The following is a 20,360-nucleotide window of genomic DNA, read 5'->3' on the forward strand; positions in this document are numbered from 1 at the left end:
GACCATTCTTATACTTCTCGTTTTCTTCTTCTAAAGCGGTGGAAGACAAGATACATCATCGGAACTATGATCAGCGTTAATACAGCTGAGAACATGATACCTGAAATAATGGTAACTGCAAGTGGTGTAAAAAGGGCATCTCCGCTGACTGCAACTGGAATAAGTGCCACAATCGATGTGAGAGCTGTAAGTAGAATCGGACGAATTCGTGTACGTCCTGATTCAACCACAGCTTCTTTGACGTTCATTCCAGTTTTCAATCCTTGTTCAATGAATTCAATCAGAACAACCGAGTTTCTGACAACAATCCCGGTCAAGGATACCATACCCATCACAGCCAGGAAGCTGATCGGGGTTTGAGTAACGAATAACCCGAGAATCGCACCTGCAATCGCAAGATAAACGGCAACAAGAACTAAGAACGGAAGTGATAAAGAATTAAATTGAAGGGCAATGACTAAATACACTAAGAATATAACGATGGTAAAGAGTATGGTGATTTCAGAAAAGAAGTCATTCTGGGCTTGATTTTCTCCACCAAGTGTTATCGAATAGTCATTATCATCTAGACTTTCTCGTGCATCTATTACTATATCCTGGACATTTTCTTTATAATTCTCCTCATTCTCAGGGAAGGCACGAATCGTGATTGCACGCTCGCCGTCTTTATGAGGGATGAGTTGTAGTTCTTCTTTCTTCTCGGGAGTCACTAGCTCATCAAGAGAAATCAGCTTCGGTGGTCCAGCAGGATTAGCAGTTCCAGCGGGAACCTCAAGAGAAGACAGGTCGACTTCTTCGTCATTTCCTTCCAAAACCAGTGTCATATCGCGTTTTGTGACACCATTATCAAAGGCTTTCATCGGAATGCCTTCTGTAGCCAATCGCAGCTGTTGGCTGATCTGATTGATCGTAATACCATTTTCCTCGAGAAGCTCGCGGTTAGGAACATATTCAACCGTTGGCTCCATTTCCCCGACATTATCAACGACTAGATCAGTATCCAGTTTTTCAATTTCAGAAGAAATCTTATTACGAAGTTCAATTAATTGTTCCATCTCAGGACCAGAAACCGTAACTGTAACGGGAGCCCCTGCCGGTGGACCTTGCTGGATTGTTTCCATGAAGATCAACGCATTTGGATACTCTTCTCTCAGTTTGTCAGTCCATTCGTCAATCAGACCTTGAGCCGTTTGGTTTTCACGATCGACCCTCGCGACTAATTGACCTGTATTTTGACCGGAATTTGATAGAGAGCTGTTAAATAAGTTAGGTAATCCTGAACCAGCAAAAGCAGAGGTTTCATAGACACCCTCATCTGTTTTTAACAGTTGTTCCATGTCTTCTAAAGTGCTCGCTGTTTCTTCAATCGTTGTGCCGATTGGCAATGTTACATCAATCGTTACTTCTTCTCGGTCCGCTGACGGGAAGAATTCAAATGGTGTAAGAGCAATCAGGCCAAAGATAGCGGTTGTGAAGACAAGGCCGATGGCAGATACCACGAAAGGTCGCTTCGAAAACTTCTTTAGAAGAGTATCAGCATAAAAGTCAGCCAGTTTATTCAATGGTTTTCCTAGTAAACCAGGAGCATCAGAGACTTTCTTCGTTGTTTTACTATAAAGCAGGTATCTCATGATTGGAACAAAGATCAATGCAACGAGTGTTGATGCGATGATCGTCGTAATCAGAACAGTCGGCAATGCTCTTATGAACGCGCCATTTCCGCCTGATAAGAAAATAAGCGGTAGGAAGGTGAATACAATGGCCAGAGAAGAGGTCACGATCGAAACCCAGATCTCTTTGACACCATTTACGGCCCCCATTAGTGCACGATCACCAAGCTTGTAACGGCGTTGAATATTGTCATTCACAACAATCGAGTCATCCACAAGGATACCGAGAGCGATGATGGCACCGATGACAGAAATTTGGTTAAGGTCAACACCGGCAAACGGTAGTGGAATCAACCCCATCAAGACGGAAATAGGAACCGCTAATGCAACCACGAATGCACCAGAAACGGTAAGTCCTAGTGCCGTTGTCAAAATAACCGCTACAACGGAAATCGCAAGGGACATAAATAATCCATCAAAGATGTCTGTTACAATCGAAGCCTGAGAATAATAAGGTTCAAGTTTCACATCAGAAGGAAGAGACTTTGCCAGTTCATCCACTTTATCGCTTACTTTCTCATCTACAGAAGGGATATCCTCCCCTGACTGAACAAATGCTGTAAAGGATAGGGATGGCTTTCCTTCAAATGTGACGATATCCTTTACTTCTTTAGGAGCTACTTTAATGTTGGCGATGTCTTGTAGATAGACCGATTCTCCTTTAGGGTTCTTGCCAATGAAAAGCTCTTTCATTTCATCAAGAGTTGAGTAATGATCAACCGTTAATTGAACGACTTCGTTATCGACTTCTTGCTTTCCTAGAGGAGTGGGATAGTATTCGTCATTAATCGCACTCATGACTGTCGAAGGGTTGAGTCCGGACGACTTTAGTTCATCCTGTTGTAATTCGATAACAATTTCTTCTTCAGGTAATCCTTTTACCGCTACACTGGAGACACCAGTGATTTCCTTGACTTCTTCCTGCCAACGATTCATTTCCTCACGAAGAGAGAGAAGGGATTCCTTGTTATCACTTGTGAGATGATAGGAAACAATAGGCATTTTCACCGTGGATTCGTTAATTTCAGGATCGAATACGTCATCAGGGAAAGAAGTCGATGCATCGGAGACAGCTTGTCGCACATCTCCAAACACTTCTTTTTTGTTTTCTCCATCTTCAACCTCTACAATAATAGTAGAGAAACCGGCTGAAGAGGAGGAGCTGATTTCTTTAATCCCATCAATCGACTGGAGGGAAGATTCGATGGGATTGGTTACCGACCTCTCAACTGTGTCAACGGTCGCACCTGGATAAACGGTGCTTACCGTTCCGATGTTTACGCTGGTTTCCGGGATTTCTCGCTGTGGTAATTGCAGGAATGTTAATACACCGATAATCACAAACAACACGACGAAAATCAGCGTGATTTTGGAACGGTTTAATATAGCTTTCAACATGAATGTTATCCTCCTTTAATAATGTTTTGACTCATGGGTCAAATGATTTTTTATAACTTGAATAATCACTGACATAACAATCATTAATCGGTTGACTCATTAGTCATTTTACCTGTATTTTTTCTATAGTCAAGAAATAATGTTCTTCTATTTTTGTCAGACTATGGGTAGAATGAGAGAGTGAATACCTGGATTTAGAGGTGTAGGAATGGACAAACGAAACGCAATACTTGAATCAGCAGTGGAACTCTTTGGAGCCCATGGTTATAATCATACATCCATGCAGCAAATCGCCGAAAGTGTCGGAATTTCCAAAGGCTCCCTCTACTCATTTTTTCAATCAAAAGAAGATTTAATCATATCGATTTATGAACATTATCAGCAGCTCGTATTTGAAAGGGCATTCGTTGTGGGATTAGATGGTAAGCTACCTCCTTTGGAACGATTCGCCAAGCAGTTCCAGGTGCAATTCGAAGGGATATTGGAATACAAGTCCTATATGAAAATGCACATGCGAGGGGAGTCCGCGAAGAATAGTGACAAACTTGCTGCCATGGAACATCGCATGAGAGGACGTCTGTTCAGCTGGCTCGAACATAATCTATTAGACGTGTTCGGGGAGAGTATCAGACCATACAAATGGGATCTTATGTGGATGACACAGTCCATTTATTCATCATATATGATGTTGATGATCTCACATGATAACGCTCTCGATCCAGAAGAACTCGGAGATCATCTGGTGAAGCAGATCTCTCTGCTGGCAAATGATTTCATGAATGGAAACAGCTCTCCACTTTTGGACGATGACATGATGAAATCTTTTACTGTCAGCATGGACAAGGAAGGTGCCTTCATTTCATTTGAGAAAAGGGAGAATGCATGGAAGGCACTTTATGAAAAGATCAACGGATTGAGCGAAGCTCGTTGTGTGTACTTCTTGAACATAGCGAATCGGATTACAGAAGAATGCCGCGACTCGAAGCCAGAAGAGTTGATCATCAAAGGGTTATTTCGATTGTTGGTGGATGAAGAGGAATTAAAAACAGAAGCTGAAGAATTAGAAATGCTGCTCCTTCCTGTTAAATAGGGAGGGGTTTTTCAATATCATAAAAAGTTAATATAAGGCTCTTTTCGCAAAGATTGTTGTTTTCTAGCATAGAGTCTGCCAGGCTCTGTCAACCAGGTTTATGCTGGATGGTGAGGGGAACTGCTCCGCTTTCCGCGGATGTTCGGCCGAGCCTCCTCAGCTTCGCTTCCGGGGTCTCGGCACGCCCGTACTTCCGCAGGAGTCTGCGCAGTTCCCCTCACCATCTTTAATAGGATTTTCATGACAGAGCTTCAAGGTGTGCAAGAAAACAATGTAAGGAGAAAAAATCTTCCTTTTTCTTAAAAGGAAGATCAATCTCTACTTACCTTAAATGAGATGGTTTGCTAAAATCCTTGTTTTTATTGTTTTCCATTAAGGATACATGCTTAGAAAGTTGATTGGAGCGGAAGGATGCTCGACTCCTGCGGGAATAGCTGGACAGGTGAGACCCCGGAGGCTTGCCGAGGAGGCTCACCGCCAGCCCCGCGGAAAGCGAGCATCCTGGAGCGGAAATCAACTATTACTTTCTCCTCTACAATAGCAACAAACTTTACGAATAGAGCCTTATATAAAAATGCATTAAAGATCTCCAATCGTTATTCATCCAATTTTCCTCATTTATTTACAAATAGGCTATCACCACCCTGATAAAAGTTCCATTAGAACCAAAAATCGCACAACTTCAGTAGTTTTCTAGACGTTTGGTAAGACAATACTCCTATTTTTTCAATACCATAATAAAGACCATATCATTTAAAGGAGGTTTTTTTTATGGCATTTCCCAGTAATGCACAATATACCCCGGTATTAGTTGGGGGAGTACCATTATTTGACGTCTTGGGGGATGAGAGTCCCGTATCGACAGATATTGTAGGCAATTCAACTTTCCCAGCAGGTTTCTTTGCATACGATGGTACCAATGTCTATTTCCGGTTAAGGTTGAATGGGGATCCCCGGAATAATCAGTTAACGGGCTTAAGAAATTTCTCGTGGGGCGTTTTGATTAACACAACAGGTGTAGCAGGAACTTACGACTGGCTTTTTAACGTGGATGGGTTGAATAATCGAGTGAGTTTAATTCAGAATACGGTTAAATTAGTCAATTCTTGGAATGATCCAGCAGAAGGAACGGGGGGAGGGAATCCGAACTTCGCACAGCCGATAACCAATTTCGACTTTGCCAGAGTATCACCTGCCGATTCCAGCATCGGTGGGAATCAGGATTTCTTCCTCGACTGGTTTCTACCGGCAAGTACAGTATTTTCTTTCTTAGGAATTAATGCATCCTCAGCCATTCGTGCCGTATATTTTTCATCGGCAAACTCTAATAACTATAATAAGGATTCATTAAGAACAAGTGAAGGCTTTTCATTCACTAACGCCTTTACAGACCCAGTCACTCCGGATCAGGCTGACATCAGGGCGAGGCTTTCAACGAACAAAGTATTGAATTCAGGACCGCAAACCGTCGTCCTTGGCCAGCAGGCGACTTGGACAGGTACCGTGACGGTTACAAACACAGGCCTCTCCCAGGCTACCTCGGTATTTCTTGATGACATCATCGGTCCTGATCAAGTGAATTCATTCGTCGTGAATTCAACCACGCAAGGACTCACCACGTACAACCCTGCAAGTAAACTGCTCACATGGAACGTGGGGAATTTAAACCCCGGTGTCACCGCATCATTGACCTTCACCTTGAATGGTGCCTTTACAACAAGTGGTTCAAGAAATTTAGACAGGGTGCAAGCGACTGGATTCGATACATCTTCAGGTAATGCCATTCAGTCCAACACTTCCGTCGTCACCATTAACGTCCAACAGACAGCCACCATCAACGGGACAATAACCGATCAATCAACTGGTTTGGTACTACCGAATACAACGGTTTCCCTACTTCAAGGGATGAGCGTGATTGCAACCACTCAATCGAATGCAAGTGGATTTTATACGTTTACTAATGTGGTACCTGGAAACTATACCGTACAGGCTGCTAGAACGAACTATGTAACCGGGACAGCTAATGTGACGGCTGTAGGAGGTGCGTCGACAACGGCGGATATAGCACTTGTACCTCAGCCGAGTACGATTTCAGGAAATGTATCTAATGGTGGTCCCATTAACAATGCAACCGTCCAGCTTCTCAATAATTCGGGATCAGTAATAGACACGACAACCACTAACATAGCAGGAAACTATTCTTTCGTAAATGTAACTCCGGGTATTTATAACGTCTCTGTTATCGCATCCGGTTTTCAATCTCAAGCTAAATCCGTCATGACAGAGCCCAACCAGGCCGCTGTCGTCAATTTCACCCTTATCGCAAACCCCGGCTCTATTTCAGGTACCGTCCGGGATTCCTCCGATAATACAGCCATCCCACTGGCAAACCTAGAGCTGCTTGATTCAAACGGGGTATTCATCGCCACGACGACGGCAAATGGAAGTGGTCAATATACCTTTAATGATTTAGCACCAGGAAATTATCAAGTAAGGTCATTCGCTACCAACTATAGTACAACGACAGTATCTTCAACGGTTACAGCTGGTAATACAACAATAACGAACATTTTCCTTGAACCAAATCCTGGTTCGATTCAAGGAACCGTAGTAGACAGCGATACCATGGCGGCGATTTCAGGAGCCACAGTACAGGCAGTGAATAGTCAAAATGTCATCGTGGCAGCTGCGACGACCGATGGAAGCGGTCAATTTGGCTTTGATAGTCTTTTACGAGGATCGTATTCCCTTATTTTTACAGCAAACGGATATGCGACCCAAAACCTCGGTGCAATTGTGAATTCCAACACCACCACAATTGTAAATGCTTTTCTATCTAAACTTGCTGGAGCCCTCGCCGGTACAGTCCAGGACCCTAATGCTGTAGCGATACCAGATGCAACGGTAACTATTTTCCAAAACAATATTCAGATTGGTAGTGTAGTAACTGACGTAAATGGTAATTACATGGTTCCCGGACTGCCTCCAGGAAGCTATACGGTTGTTGTCAGTGCATCGAATTACACGACCGAAACCGTTGCAGCTATGATTGAAAATGGTCAAACCACCACGTTAAATGTAACGTTGAACGAAGATCCAGGTACACTGACAGGGTTTGTAAGAGACACGAATAATGACCCGATTGCCGGTGGAAGTGTCACGGTTCAAATCAGTACGGGGGCAGGAATCATTGTAGCTACCACTGTTACAGCACCTGATGGATCCTATATGGTTCCGAGCCTTGCGCCTGGGAATTACACCGTTGTCGCAGCAGCATCTAATTTTCAGGCAGCCTCACAAGGGGTGACGATTGTTTCCAATGCAATCTCTAACGTGAACTTTAACTTAGAAGCAAATCCGGGATCAATTTCTGGGATCGTTTCAAATGCACAAACAGGCACGCCGATTATTGGAGCCAATGTGGAGGTAAGAATTGTTGATTCAAGTGGAGCAGTCATCGCTACCGTTTTGACAGATGAAAATGGGGAATATATTGTAAATGGCTTGGCCCCAAGTATTTACACGGTCGTTGTTTCAGCACCAGATTTCCAAACCAATGCTACTACTGTGCAAATCGATTCAAATCAAACAGTGGATGGAAGCATCGCACTTGAACCGAATCCCGGACAGATAACGGGAACAGTCGTAGACAGTGTTGGAAGTAATCCTATTTCTGGGGCAAGTGTCAGCATCGTGAATAGCTCTAGTACCTTGATTACAACTGTATTAACGGATTCAGAGGGAGTTTTCATGGTTGAAGGACTCGCACCTGATAACTACACAGTGAATGTATTTGCAAATGACTTCCAAAACGGGACAGTGGGAGCCCTTGTTAATTCAGGTCAGACAACGCCTGTGTTGGTTTCACTGGACCCTGATCCAGGAGCAATTACGGGGACAATCAGCCCTATTGTAACGAATACAACCATTCAATTACGGAATGTTAACAACGTATTAATCGATTCTGTCGTACCAAATCAGGACGGAACATTTTCTTTCAATAATTTAACACCCGGAACCTACATCGTTTCAGGCTCAGCTCCTAACTATGCAACCGCCCAGGCTGGAGTTTCCGTCCTCGCGAATCAAACTTCAACCGTGGAATTAACCCTTGTCCCAAATCCGGGATCTGTATCAGGAATCGTGACAGATAATCTGGGGAGTCCCGTCGGAAATGCCATTGTACAAATTTTTGATCAAAATAATATTTTGATCGGTTCCGGATTCACTGACTCATCTGGACAATATATTGTCGGAAATCTCCCTAGCGGATCTTTCAATGTGGTTGTCAATTCACCAGGCTTCGGGCAGGTCATTACAGGAATCTTTGTCGGGGTCGGTCAGGATTTAATCGATGTAAATATTTCTTTGATTCCGAATCCGGGATCCATTAACGGTCAGATCACAAATCGAGCTAGTGGAGAAGCGATTTCAGGCGCAACTGTAGTCATCATTGATGGAAGTTCTCAAATTCCAGTTGCAACTACGACAACTTCAGTATTTGGAAACTATTCTGTAAGTGGTTTAACACCTGGTTCTTATATTGTCTCAGCTTCCAAAATGAATTTTACCACAGAGCAAATCGGTACCATTGTTATTAGCGACACGGATACGAGGGCCGATTTATCCTTAGGTGAAAATCCAGGTACTCTGGAAGGAGCTGTTGAAGATACCAATGGAAATCCAATTACCGGCAATGGTATTCAAGTTTCAGTCTACAATGAAAACAATGTGCTGATTGTTTCTTTCCTGGCCAATTCAGACGGGACTTACACTGTGCCATCTCTTGCACCGGGTACGTACTTCATTACAGCAACGGCACCAAATTATTCTTCTTCAACCGTCTCAGCCATCGTAGAATCCAATCAAACAACCACCGTAACAAATGTTTTAGCTGCAAATCCAGTAACGTTATCGGTTCAAGTACTGATTGAAAATACCGCGACTCCAATCCAAGGAGCTACGGTCACGGTCAGGCATGCCAATAACATTCCGATTGCAACAGGAATCACTGATGAAAGTGGATTTGTCACGTTTTTCTCGTTACCGACTGGTATATTGAACGTCACAGCTGATGCTTCTTCGTTTGGTACGGATACGAAGTCTGTTATCGGCGGAGCGGGAGATATTATATTTGCATCCCTGAATCTGGCGCAAAATCCTGGCCAACTTCAAGGGTTCATTTCAAATCTTTCTAACGGGGATGCCATCCCTAATGCCGTCATTCAACTTTACGATTTCACGAATGTACTCGTCCAAACCACTTTATCCAATCAAAATGGAGAATACACCTTCTCTGGAGTCTCCCCTGGAGTTTATACGGTCATTGCCAATGCAACAGATTTTGGGCCCGAGACGGCTGGTGCCATCATCGAATCAAACCAAACCAATTTATTAAGCTTTGCATTAAGACCCAATCCGGGTATCGTACAAGGATTTGTCCGGGATTCTATCACGCTGGATCCGATTGCAGGTGCAACGGTAGAAGTCAGGGAGCTTTCTGGATCGGGTCCAATCATTTTCACTACGATTACGGATGCTGATGGATTTTTCCAAACGACAACGTTATCACCAATTGTGTATGTGTTGGTGGGAAGCAGTCCTGATTTTGGTACTAATGCTGTAGCGGCAGAAGTAAGCAGTGGGGGAATTACCAATGTTGAAATCCTGCTCACACCAAACCCCGGTTCACTCACCGGAATAGTTAGAGATGCTGTAACCTTACAAAGACTGGCGGACACACTTATAAGGGTCATTGACAATCAGGGAACTGTAGTGGCAACCGTGCAGACGACAGTGGATGGAACGTACCTTATCGAAGGGCTGTCTGAAGGGGGTTATACCGTATCTGCCATTAATCCTAACTATCAATCCGAAATCGTTCAAACCACGATTCAGCCTAATTCTATGACTTTCTTGGATTTTGATCTACAGGGCAATCCGGCTACTCTTAGCGGGTCCATCGTTGATGCTTTCGATCAGTCCCCATTGACCGGCGTAATTGTCGAGGTCTATGTAAGTGGAACCGACACACTGGTAAGGCGTGTACTCACTGACGAAAATGGGAATTATTTGATCGAAGGGCTGCCTCAAGGAACCTTTGACGTGAAGGCTCAGCTTCAAGATTACGCCATTAGTGTGAACACCGTATTTTTATCACCTGGTGATAGTGAAGTGCTTAATATTGCACTTGTTCCATTCCCTGCAACCGTTCAAGGTACGATTCGGGATGCTGTGACACTTGCCCCCATTAGCGGATCCCTTGTGAAAGTGGTCATACCGAATACAGATATCACCGTCGGAAGCATCATTACATCAAGTGACGGTACGTATTCAATCGGTAATTTACCACAGGGAAGCTACAATGTAGTCATATCAGCTAACGGCTATGCCACAGAGGTCATTCCTGTCCTTCTCGTTCCGAATGGGACAGAAACGGTGAATGCCGATCTAGATCCGAATCCATCCACGATTACAGGTACCGTTTTAAATGGCCAATCGGCCACGGGAATACAAGGTGCGCTGGTGAGAGTTTTTAACTCTGACGGTGTATTTATAACCAGCATTTTAACAGATGAGAATGGTTTCTATGCTATTTCTGGCTTGGCAGCAGGTCAGTATACTGTTATAGCGAGTGCAGATGGTTTTGCCGATGGAATTAACATCGTTACACTATCACCAGGTGAAACCGAATCCCTTAACTTCAGCTTATCCAACCAAACCGCAACACTTAGAGGAATTGTGAGGGATAACGTGAACAATCAACCGATTCAATCTGCTTTAGTTCAAGTTTTTAGAATAGGAACGTCAATTCCAATTGCCTCTGTTCTAACAAATGGATCAGGTGAATATGTGATTGGTGGGTTAGACCCTAGAGAATATCGCGTCGTCTTCTCAGCTGATGGATACGCAAGTGAAGTATTCAGGATTTTCCTAACCAATTCTGAAGTCCGGACACTTAATGTGAACCTGCAGCGTCAGCCGGCAACCATCTCAGGTAATGTAACCGATGCGTCTACGGGGTTACCGATCCAAAGTGCCGGCGTCGTTACGGTAATCAGTGGAAGTGGAATCGTCGTAGCGTCCACCTTGACGGACCAAGAAGGAAATTATATCTTAACTGGTCTGGCACCTGGTGAATACAATGTAATCTTCTCAGCTGATGGATACGTCAGATCGACGTTCATGATCACATTAAGTCCGAATGAAACAGCCGTCCTCAATGCCGCTTTAGAACCAACCCCCGCTACCATTACCGGAAATGTAAGTGACGCGAATACCCTCGCTCCAATTGAGAACGCAATCATCCAAGTATTCACACTGGATGGGACACTACTGGGAGTTACCCTTACAGATATGAATGGGAACTACACTATTTCAGGTTTACCCGGGGGAACAGTCGTACTGGTCGTGCGTGCTCAAGGATATCAAAGTCAAATGCAAAACGTCTCCGTAACGAGAGGAAGCACGGCGACGGTCGACTTCTTATTAGAGGATAATCCGTCAAGCGTAAGCGGGATCGTCACAGACATTCGAACCGGCGAACCGATTTCCCAAGTTCTGGTTCAAATCTTCCCGATAGGTTCTAATGTTCCGATTCGTTCTACCTTAACCGATCCCAATGGATTCTATATCCTGACGGGATTACCAGCAGGAGCATACGTGATTCGATTCACTGCAGAGGGTTATCCGGTTAAAGAGATTTCAATTGTACTCCGAGAAAGTCAAGACCTGCAGTTAAATGTTCAATTAGGAGAAGAAGCCCCACCTCCACCACCTGGTAGTATTAGACCTGAATGTATCTCTGTAGAAAAAGTGTACGACTGGGTCATCGCAACTCACAACACCACGCAATCTGTCAGTCTCTCACCTGATTGCAGGGAGCTCGTAGATGAACTCGTTGCAAGAGGGGAAGGAATAAATGTGAAGTGTCAGCTCAGTCCAAATACCGAGCCGAGATGCTCGCTCATTTCGTTCGAAAGAGGAACACCGGGTTATGTAACGATTCGGGTGCAAGCGCTCTTGCTCGTGACCATCCAACCCCAATCCAATGAAGAAGATTTCTGCACCATGGAAGTACCAATCTTCTTTGACAAAAAAATGGCCGTATGCTTACCAGAAGGAATGGATGCAAGCAATGTGAACTGCTCTATAGTGGATATAAAGTGTCGTGAGAAGGAAGGAAGCCTTACACGGGAACAAGTGAAGATACAACTCATCGCATGCCTGGAAGTAGAAATGCTTCATCCGGTCATTCTTGAAGTATTAGGAACATTTTGTACACCAAGAACCATTGTGAAGCGTGTGGAAGAAGACGATATGTGTTAAGAGAAAATGAGGTGCCCCAGCGGAGGGCACCTTTTTATTTGGATTAAAGCTTTCTCTGAAGTTCCAAAATGTTTTTTCGGTAAAAAGGGGAGTCTGTTTGTTCATTTACGCAGCATGAATGGACAGAGAAAAACGGATATGCAAGAAGAAGGGATTTTTGGCAAGTAGAGAGATTTTATCGTTTTGAACAAAATAGACTACACAATTAGGAAGACATCACATACCTTCCATTCTTCCCATTACACCTATTAATCCATCTGAATTCACAGCTTAAACGTAACCTCACCAACCACTATTTTCCGACAAGATGTTTCGAATTTCCACAAACGGGGTAAAGGAATGTTGGCGCAATTATACGGTTATACTAAATCCGTGGGTCGTCAGGACTAGATTAGATCCTGGACGGCTTTTGTTTTGCCCAAATACATATATAAAGGAGGGTGTAACTATGGAGAAATGGATGAAGTTTCTCGAGGTTAATGCACCTCGGATTCTTGAATTGACGATTGAGCATGCAGTGCTCGTCGGACTTGCGATACTCGTTGCCCTTTTAATCGGGATACCTTTAGGGATATATTTGACGACCAATGATTATTTGGCAGAGACGGTGTTGCAGATTGCGTCGGTTATGCTGACCATTCCCAGCATTGCCTTATTTGGGGTGATGATTCCAATCTTTTCAATCATCAATCAGGGGATAGGATTTGTTCCGGCCTTTGTGGCATTGGTTCTCTATTCGCAGCTTCCTATTATACGGAATACATATACCGCGATTCGAAATGTGAGTCCTGAGATGCGTGATGCGGCGAAGGGAGTCGGGATGAAGACCCATCAACGTTTGCTGCGGGTCGAAATTCCAAATGCATTTCCTGTCATCATGGCGGGAATCAGAACAGCAGTCGTCTTAAACATAGGAATCGGTGTGATTGCAGCATATATCGGAGCTGGTGGCCTCGGAGTCCTTATTACTCAAGGGATTTCCAGAGGGGACAATTATTTAATTATTAGCGGATCTGTAGCGGTCGCGATATTGGCGATGATTGCAGATGCCATCCTTTTATGGATTCAAAAACGCTACACACCAAAAAGCATTGCATAAAGTGGAAGAGGTGAAGAGATGATTACATTTGATCATACAACGAAGACTTATGAAGGTGATGTGACAGCGGTTAAAGGTGTCGACTTTACCGTTGAGGAGGGTGACATAGTCGTTTTATTAGGGCCATCCGGGTGCGGGAAAACCACCTTATTACGAATGGTGAACCGGCTGGAATCGATTACAGATGGGAAAATCATCATCGACGGCCAGGACTCAATGGACTTGAATCAAATTGAATTGCGTAGAAAAATCGGGTACGTCATTCAAAGTAACGGACTGTTCCCCAATATGACGATTGAGGAAAACGTCATGATTGTTCCCGACATGCTGGGCTGGGGTAAGAAGGAAAAGAAAGAGCGTTTCAATAAGCTGATGGAAATGATCGGTCTTAGCGGAGATAAATTCGGCAAGAGATATCCACATGAATTATCCGGAGGACAGCAGCAGAGAATCGGTGTTATTCGTGCGCTGGCAGCAGATCCTCCCGTTATGTTGATGGACGAACCGTTTGGGGCACTGGATCCAATCATTCGTGAAAAAATACAGGATGAATTCCTGCAGATTCAGCGTGAAGTGAAGAAAACAATTCTGTTTGTGAGTCATGATATCGATGAAGCGATTAAAATGGCGGACAAGATTGTTCTGTTGCGTGGAGGAGAAATCATGCAGTACGACACTCCATCTGAAATGCTCGTCCGTCCTAAAAGTGATTTTGTTTATGAGTTCTTTGGTAAAGATCGTGCCATTAAAAGTTTAAGTTTACATACGATTGAAAACTTGAAGAACATCATAGGCTTAGCTGAATTTGATGAATCCATTCCTGATACGAAAACGATCAATATTCATCACGATCTTAGAAATACGTTGTCGATGCTTTTAAATCAGGAAGCTGACCAGGTCATCGTGACGGATGACGCAGGTAATAAACAAGGGGCCATTACGATCGACCTTGTACAGAAATACCTTCATTACGAGATTAAAGGAAAAACGAACGTGGTTCAGAAAGGATGATTCTGTGAATACGAAAAAGGTTGTCAGTAATGTCGTTCGGTATTTCGTGTATGCACTTGTCATCCTTTTCTTTGCATGGGCTATTAAAAATCAGTACTTCGACTATATGTTCAGTCAATCGAAGACGTTTCTACTTTTATTGAAGCAGCATTTGCAGCTTGTTTTTGTTTCTTCCATATTAGCACTTATTGTCGCGGTACCGGCTGGAATCTTGATTACACGAAAGCAGTTCAGACGAGCAGAGTGGATCGTGTCTAATACAGTCAATTTTGGCCAGACGATTCCGAGTTTAGCGGTTCTTGCCCTTATGATCAGTATATTAGGAATCGGTTTTAAAACAGCCATTTTTGCACTGTTTATTTATTCTCTTTTACCGATTTATCGAAATACAGTTGCAGGTATCGATTCAATAGATGAGAACCTCATTGATGCTGCCAGAGGGATGGGAATGAAACCTTATCAAATCCTTTTCCGCATTGAACTGCCGAATGCAGCATACTCAATCCTGGCTGGAATCCGGACAGCGGTCGTGCTGAACATCGGAACAGCTGCCCTTGCCTATGTCGTCGGTGGTGGGGGATTAGGAGTTTGGATTTTTACAGGTATTCAATTGTTCGATAATGGATACTTAATCTCAGGGGCGATACCTGTTACGATTCTGGCGATTCTGGTAGATTTACTACTGCGATTGGTGGAGAGGATCGTCGTTCCAAAAGGTACCAAACAAACATTAGAAATGTAATTAATAATCAGGAGGTGACGACCGTGAAACGGAATTCAAAGTGGATAGGGATCCTCATCCTGACTCTTATGCTAAGCGCCTGTTCAAACGCAGGAATAGGAGGTAAACAAATATCCGTTGGGGGAAAGAACTTTACGGAGCAATACCTTCTTTCTGAGATGACCGCCTTTTTATTAAAAGAAGAGGGTTTTAAAGTAAAACAAATGAACAACCTGGGAAGTACGGTTGTTCGTAAAGCATTGGAAAACGAGCAGGTGGATATGATGTGGGAGTACACCGGGACGGCCCTCATTACCTATATGGGGCAAGAACCGATGTCAGACCCTGAGAAGACTTTTCAAAAAGTGAAGAAGCTTGATGCAAAAAGGGACATTCATTGGATGAATATGTCCAATGTGAATAATACTTACGCACTGGCTATGAATCAGGATCAGGCAAAGAAATTGGGTATTGAATCCATCAGTGATCTGGCTGAATATGTAAATAACAATCCTGGAGAGTTAACAATGGCGTCTGACGCAGAATTTGCGAATCGTCCCGACGGTCTTCCAGGAGTAGAGGAATTGTACGGTTTCGAATTCGGTTCCGGACAGATCAAACAGATGGATCTCGGATTGACGCAAAGGGCATTGAATAACCGCCAAGTAGATGTTTCAGTTGCCTTTGAGACAGATGCCACGATTGTAGACTATGACTTGGTCACGTTGAAGGATGATAAGAAATTCTTTCCGCCATACCGGGCAGCGGTTAGCATTAATAAAAACGTTTATGAAAAATATCCGGAAATCAAAGATATTACGGCAAAATTAGCCGATAAACTTAACAGTGATATTATGCGTGAACTGAATTACAAAGTGGATATCGAAGGGAATAGTGTATCCGTTGTGGCTCATGACTGGCTAGTTGAGAATGATTTGATTGAGGAGTAATTAATTAAGACGACAGGACTGAATCTTAGCGGGTTCAGTCCTTTTTCTATTAAATGAATTTTAAGTTACAATAAGAATCTAGTAATCTAACTAAAAATGAAAGAGGTACAGATATGAAAACTGAAAAACAGAAAATGCTCGATGGAGAACTTTACGAACCATGGGATACTCAATTGATGGAAGAGAGACAACAAGCACGTTATTTAACACGCATACTTAATCAAACGACAGAAGAAGAAGACGAGAAGAGAGTGGCTGCCATAAAAAGGTTGTTCGGATCTACTGGGGAAAGTATTTATTTAGAGCCTGACTTCAGATGTGATTATGGTTATAACATTCACGTCGGCAATCATTTCTTTGCTAATTTTAACTGTGTGATATTAGATGTGTGTGAAGTCCGCTTCGGTGAAAATTGTATGCTCGCACCTGGAGTACATATTTACACAGCGACTCACCCAGTAAATCCTATTGAGCGAAACAAAGGACCGGAATTTGGGAAGCCTGTCAAAATCGGGGACAACTGCTGGATCGGTGGAGGAGCAATCATTAATCCCGGAGTGACGATAGGTGATAATGTGGTTATTGCTTCAGGTGCAGTCGTAACAAAGGATGTCCCTTCTAATGTAGTGGTGGGTGGAAATCCTGCCCGTATCATTAAGGAGATTGACTTCGAAGATAAAAGATAGAGCGTACATACACATCAGAACAAAGCAGCTGGAATCAATCTATCCCAGCTGCTTTAATTAGAACTTCTCCGGAAACTGCTTCACGATTCCACCTGATAAGGCATCAGACAGGTGAAGAATATGGGTCTTCCCATTATCAAAGCTTGTAATGTTTCCTTTCCAGTCTTTCTTGATTCGTGCGACTGCTTCATCGGTGACGAATTGCAAGTGCATATATAACAGGTCTTTTAGCGCATTTACGGACCAATAAGGATTTGCTTTTGCTAGGAATCCTGCAATATCATCTGCATTTCGATACCATTCTTTGTTTAATTTCTCGACCTCTGCTTGCTTCCCATTTTTAGCAGCAGATACGATTTTTCCTGCCAATACAATATGCTCGGTCAACAAATCAGCCAGCTTATTTCCAGCCTCTTCGCCGTAATAAGGTTTGATGGCATTTCCGATGTCTTTCTGATTTTGAAGCAATCGTGAAAGAACCACATCCTGATCCTCTAATCCATCAACGGCACTAATAATATAATTTCTGGTATAGATAACATGATCGTTCCATAAAATTCTCATGTCTTCTTTTGCTTTCACGCTGGCTACACTTACACATTCAGCCTGCTTAGCTTCAGCTGAAGTACTGAGTACAGGTAAGAAAGAAAGTGTTATCATCACACTCATCACAAGAATTCCAATCTTTTTCACTAAAACTCCTCCATTCATTTGACTATCGCCTCTTATTATTCGCTTCTTTTCCCCATTCACTCATAGAAACCTATTTGGTAAAATGTGCTGATACATTTGAAATGGAAATCGACGAAAGAGTAGGTCTCACCTATTATCTTGGCGGTGCTGAGATGACACCAACCTATAGGCAGAATAAGGAGCGTGAGGGAGGTAATATGACGGCGAACCTCTCTCTTTATTGAGGGATGACATAAACTTGTGAAGAGTTCTATTTTTTGAAAAAAGTCTGTCCAATTTTCATGAAAACTCGTTGCTTGTCCTCACCTTTCGATCACTTTCAACATAAAGTATTCTATGGAGGTGATGCATTGGCAAGAAAATTAAAAGTGTATCTTTTTATCAGTCCACCAGTAACTCATTCCAAGTTTGACTTGGGATCTCCTTCTCTCTCAAATATGTACGTTGCGCAGTTTGGGGTTACTCTTCGACCCCTTGCTCAGTAAGAGAACAATGGTTATAAGATCAACAGTTCATACTGAAAAAAATGAAGCGAGCGCCAGTATGAAACTCCGCCGTTCAATTGAAAAAAATGATGAATAAGAACGAGTTTACAGAAATAGAATAAAACCTATAAGAAAGTTTCCTCCATAAAAATAGAATCGTGCATAAAAAATGTTCCCTTCACTACCGGGAACATTTTTTCGTCATTAACAATAGGCACAAGTAGGAAAAGTCCAAGCAGGCTTGTCCATATGTGAATATAGTACAATATGTCATACTCTTAGGAGGAAATAATATTGAAAACCATAATGATTGATCCTGGTCATGGAGGTACTGATCCAGGTGCTGTTTACAATGGAAATGAAGAGAAAACCTACAATCTCTTGACGGCCCTTATTGCAAGGGACTTTTTGTTAAAAAATTACAATGTGAATATTCTGATGACGAGAACTGGAAATGAAACACTGTCTTTAACGGAAAGGTCAAATTTAGCCAACCGCACTAAACCTGATTTCTACTTGTCCATCCATCATAATGCTGGAGGTGGAAGTGGGTTTGAGAGCTATGTGTATAACGGCAGTGTTCCTTCACAGACGATTACCTATCAAAGAATCATTCACGATGAAGTGACGGCAGCTATTAATTCATCTTATAAAGTAATTGATAGAGGGAAAAAGAGAGCAAATTTTCATGTATTACGTGAAACGAACATGCCTTCACTTTTATTAGAGATTTTATTTATTGATAATCAAAAAGATATTGCGTTAATGAACAACGCTACATTTAGAAATACTGTAGGAGTGGCGATCGCAAGGGGTGTTGCAAAGGCTTTAGGTTTACCTGCAAAAATAGTGAATGAGAAAGAACTTTTCATAGTGATTGCCGGTTCATTTACAAAGCGTGAAAATGCTGAAGGTCGGGTAAATGAGTTGAAAAGAAAAGGTATGAATTCATTCATTGATACTGTGGTGGTCTTGGATAGAACGTATTACAGGGTCCAAACTGGTGCTTTTGCAGAAAGAGTGAACGCAGAAAATCAAGTGGCAAGCCTGAAAAAAATGGGTGTTGAAGCATTTATTATAGTAAGAGTTGACGATAACCCTAAGCCTCCTGTACCGTTTCCGACCGATCCGCCAAAACCGACGCAGCCTCCCAAGCCACCGGGAATACAGTTTTCGATCCTGGGTACATCTGTATTACGTGCTGAACAACTCGATGACTTCGCTGGAACAATTAACCGGGATGCTCCACTTTTAGGCAAATTCTATCTCTTTTACGGGAATCTTTATGGAATTAGAGGAGACGTAGCTTACTCTCAAGCTCTACATGAAACCAACTATTTCAGGTTCACAGGACAAGTCAAACCAAATCAAAACAACTATGCAGGGATTGGAACTACCGGTCCAGGTAATGACGGAGCATCCTTTAAGACTCCAGAAGAAGGGGTTCTTGCTCATATTCAGCATCTGTATGCATATGCATCAACCAATCCAATTCCACAAGGGCAATCACTCGTAGATCCCCGTTTTTCATTAGTTACACGGGGGAGCGCCAAACACTGGACAGACTTGAACGGAAAGTGGGCAGTGCCAGGGACTAACTATGGACAAAGTATCCTGTCTGTTTTCAATAGAAACATCCAAAATGCGATAAAAGTAATGGATGAACAAAAAATTGTGTTAAATGACACTCTTGGAAAATTGAAATGATGATAGTGGAGTGCCGCAATGGATGGCACTCTTTTTTGGTTGGAAGAGGGACATGTCTTTTTGTCTTTTTTTATCATAATAGCTTGCTCCAGAGTCAATACTAAACGTATGTTCTGGAGGTGAAACAGATGGAAAAGAAGAGCTTTGAACAGATTTATGAAGAATACAAGAAGCAAGGGGAATTTCAGGCTAAAGCAGAAATGTCTCAGGAGCTTGCAACTGGAGCGGAACAGATTGTAGCCGTCCGTCGAAATACGGATGACGATCTCATCGCTTTTAAAACTGAAAGTGGGAGAGAGTTGGATTATATCACTGCACTCGAAGAAGCGAAGTCAGGGAAACTGGCTCATGTCGATGTGATTCATCGGTATGGAAGAGATGTTCTTCGCAGTGAACCCGACGGCTTAAAAGAGAATAACCTTAGTGAACTTCCTTCTTTTTAAAAAGTATAAAATGAGCATAAAATAGGGATTGGTTTTATGCTCATTTTATTATTAGAGGAATCCTTCATTGATCAATAAC

General features: G+C 42.8%; 11 protein-coding genes. 9 read left to right on the plus strand and 2 right to left on the minus strand.

The annotated features are described in order from the left end of the window. Positions 1-8: 8 nt before the first annotated feature. Positions 9-3,068 (minus strand): efflux RND transporter permease subunit, encoded by a 3,060-nt coding sequence (locus DET59_RS00865; RefSeq protein ID WP_113967715.1) that lies wholly within the window; start codon positions 3,066-3,068, stop codon positions 9-11. 208 nt (positions 3,069-3,276) lie between these two features. Here DET59_RS00865 and DET59_RS00870 point away from each other — a divergent pair, with 208 nt between their 5' ends. From DET59_RS00870 to DET59_RS00900, 7 genes are all read left to right on the plus strand, one after another. Continuing rightward, the gene (locus DET59_RS00870; protein ID WP_113967716.1) at positions 3,277-4,158 is read left to right on the plus strand and encodes a TetR/AcrR family transcriptional regulator; all 882 of its coding nucleotides are present in this window, start codon (positions 3,277-3,279) and stop codon (positions 4,156-4,158) included. Between the two features lie 771 nt (positions 4,159-4,929). Continuing rightward, positions 4,930-12,486 carry a carboxypeptidase regulatory-like domain-containing protein gene (locus DET59_RS00875; protein WP_113967717.1) on the plus strand — a complete coding sequence of 2,519 codons (7,557 nt, stop codon included), beginning with the start codon at positions 4,930-4,932 and terminating at the stop codon, positions 12,484-12,486. Positions 12,487-12,934: 448 nt separating this feature from the next. Continuing rightward, entirely contained in the window at positions 12,935-13,585 is a 651-nt protein-coding gene (locus DET59_RS00880) for an ABC transporter permease (protein ID WP_113967718.1), read from the plus strand. An 18-nt stretch (positions 13,586-13,603) separates the two neighbouring features. Further along, a complete protein-coding gene (locus DET59_RS00885) occupies positions 13,604-14,596 on the plus strand; it encodes an ABC transporter ATP-binding protein (protein WP_113967719.1) in 993 nt (330 codons plus the stop codon). Between the two features lie 4 nt (positions 14,597-14,600). After that, the gene (locus tag DET59_RS00890) at positions 14,601-15,338 is read left to right on the plus strand and encodes an ABC transporter permease (RefSeq protein ID WP_113967720.1); all 738 of its coding nucleotides are present in this window, start codon (positions 14,601-14,603) and stop codon (positions 15,336-15,338) included. A 23-nt stretch (positions 15,339-15,361) separates the two neighbouring features. Continuing rightward, positions 15,362-16,267, plus strand: a complete 906-nt coding sequence (locus tag DET59_RS00895) for a glycine betaine ABC transporter substrate-binding protein (RefSeq protein WP_258549522.1) — start codon at positions 15,362-15,364, stop codon at positions 16,265-16,267. A 113-nt stretch (positions 16,268-16,380) separates the two neighbouring features. Beyond that, positions 16,381-16,953 (plus strand): sugar O-acetyltransferase, encoded by a 573-nt coding sequence (locus DET59_RS00900; RefSeq protein ID WP_113967721.1) that lies wholly within the window; start codon positions 16,381-16,383, stop codon positions 16,951-16,953. A 57-nt stretch (positions 16,954-17,010) separates the two neighbouring features. Here DET59_RS00900 and DET59_RS00905 read toward each other — a convergent pair whose 3' ends face one another. Continuing rightward, on the minus strand, positions 17,011-17,646 hold the full coding sequence (locus DET59_RS00905; RefSeq protein ID WP_258549523.1) for a glycosyltransferase: 636 nt from the start codon (positions 17,644-17,646) through the stop codon (positions 17,011-17,013). Between the two features lie 779 nt (positions 17,647-18,425). Here DET59_RS00905 and DET59_RS00910 point away from each other — a divergent pair. Both DET59_RS00910 and DET59_RS00915 read left to right on the plus strand, forming a co-directional pair. Next, positions 18,426-19,838, plus strand: a complete 1,413-nt coding sequence (locus DET59_RS00910) for an N-acetylmuramoyl-L-alanine amidase (RefSeq protein WP_258549524.1) — start codon at positions 18,426-18,428, stop codon at positions 19,836-19,838. A gap of 128 nt (positions 19,839-19,966) precedes the next feature. Then, the gene (locus DET59_RS00915; protein WP_113967723.1) at positions 19,967-20,281 is read left to right on the plus strand and encodes a DUF3892 domain-containing protein; all 315 of its coding nucleotides are present in this window, start codon (positions 19,967-19,969) and stop codon (positions 20,279-20,281) included. Positions 20,282-20,360 lie beyond the last annotated feature (79 nt).

Origin of the sequence: Rossellomorea aquimaris, from assembly GCF_003315075.1 — a bacterium.
In the GTDB taxonomy this organism is placed as follows: domain Bacteria; phylum Bacillota; class Bacilli; order Bacillales; family Bacillaceae_B; genus Rossellomorea; species Rossellomorea aquimaris_C.

Coding starts and splice junctions, on each gene's coding strand:
- DET59_RS00900 (WP_113967721.1), top strand. CDS start 16,381: ATGAAAACTGAAAAACAGAAAATGCTCGATGGAGAACTTTACGAACCA.
- DET59_RS00870 (WP_113967716.1), top strand. CDS start 3,277: ATGGACAAACGAAACGCAATACTTGAATCAGCAGTGGAACTCTTTGGA.
- DET59_RS00880 (WP_113967718.1), top strand. CDS start 12,935: ATGGAGAAATGGATGAAGTTTCTCGAGGTTAATGCACCTCGGATTCTT.
- DET59_RS00915 (WP_113967723.1), top strand. CDS start 19,967: ATGGAAAAGAAGAGCTTTGAACAGATTTATGAAGAATACAAGAAGCAA.
- DET59_RS00875 (WP_113967717.1), top strand. CDS start 4,930: ATGGCATTTCCCAGTAATGCACAATATACCCCGGTATTAGTTGGGGGA.
- DET59_RS00865 (WP_113967715.1), bottom strand. CDS start 3,068: ATGTTGAAAGCTATATTAAACCGTTCCAAAATCACGCTGATTTTCGTC.
- DET59_RS00885 (WP_113967719.1), top strand. CDS start 13,604: ATGATTACATTTGATCATACAACGAAGACTTATGAAGGTGATGTGACA.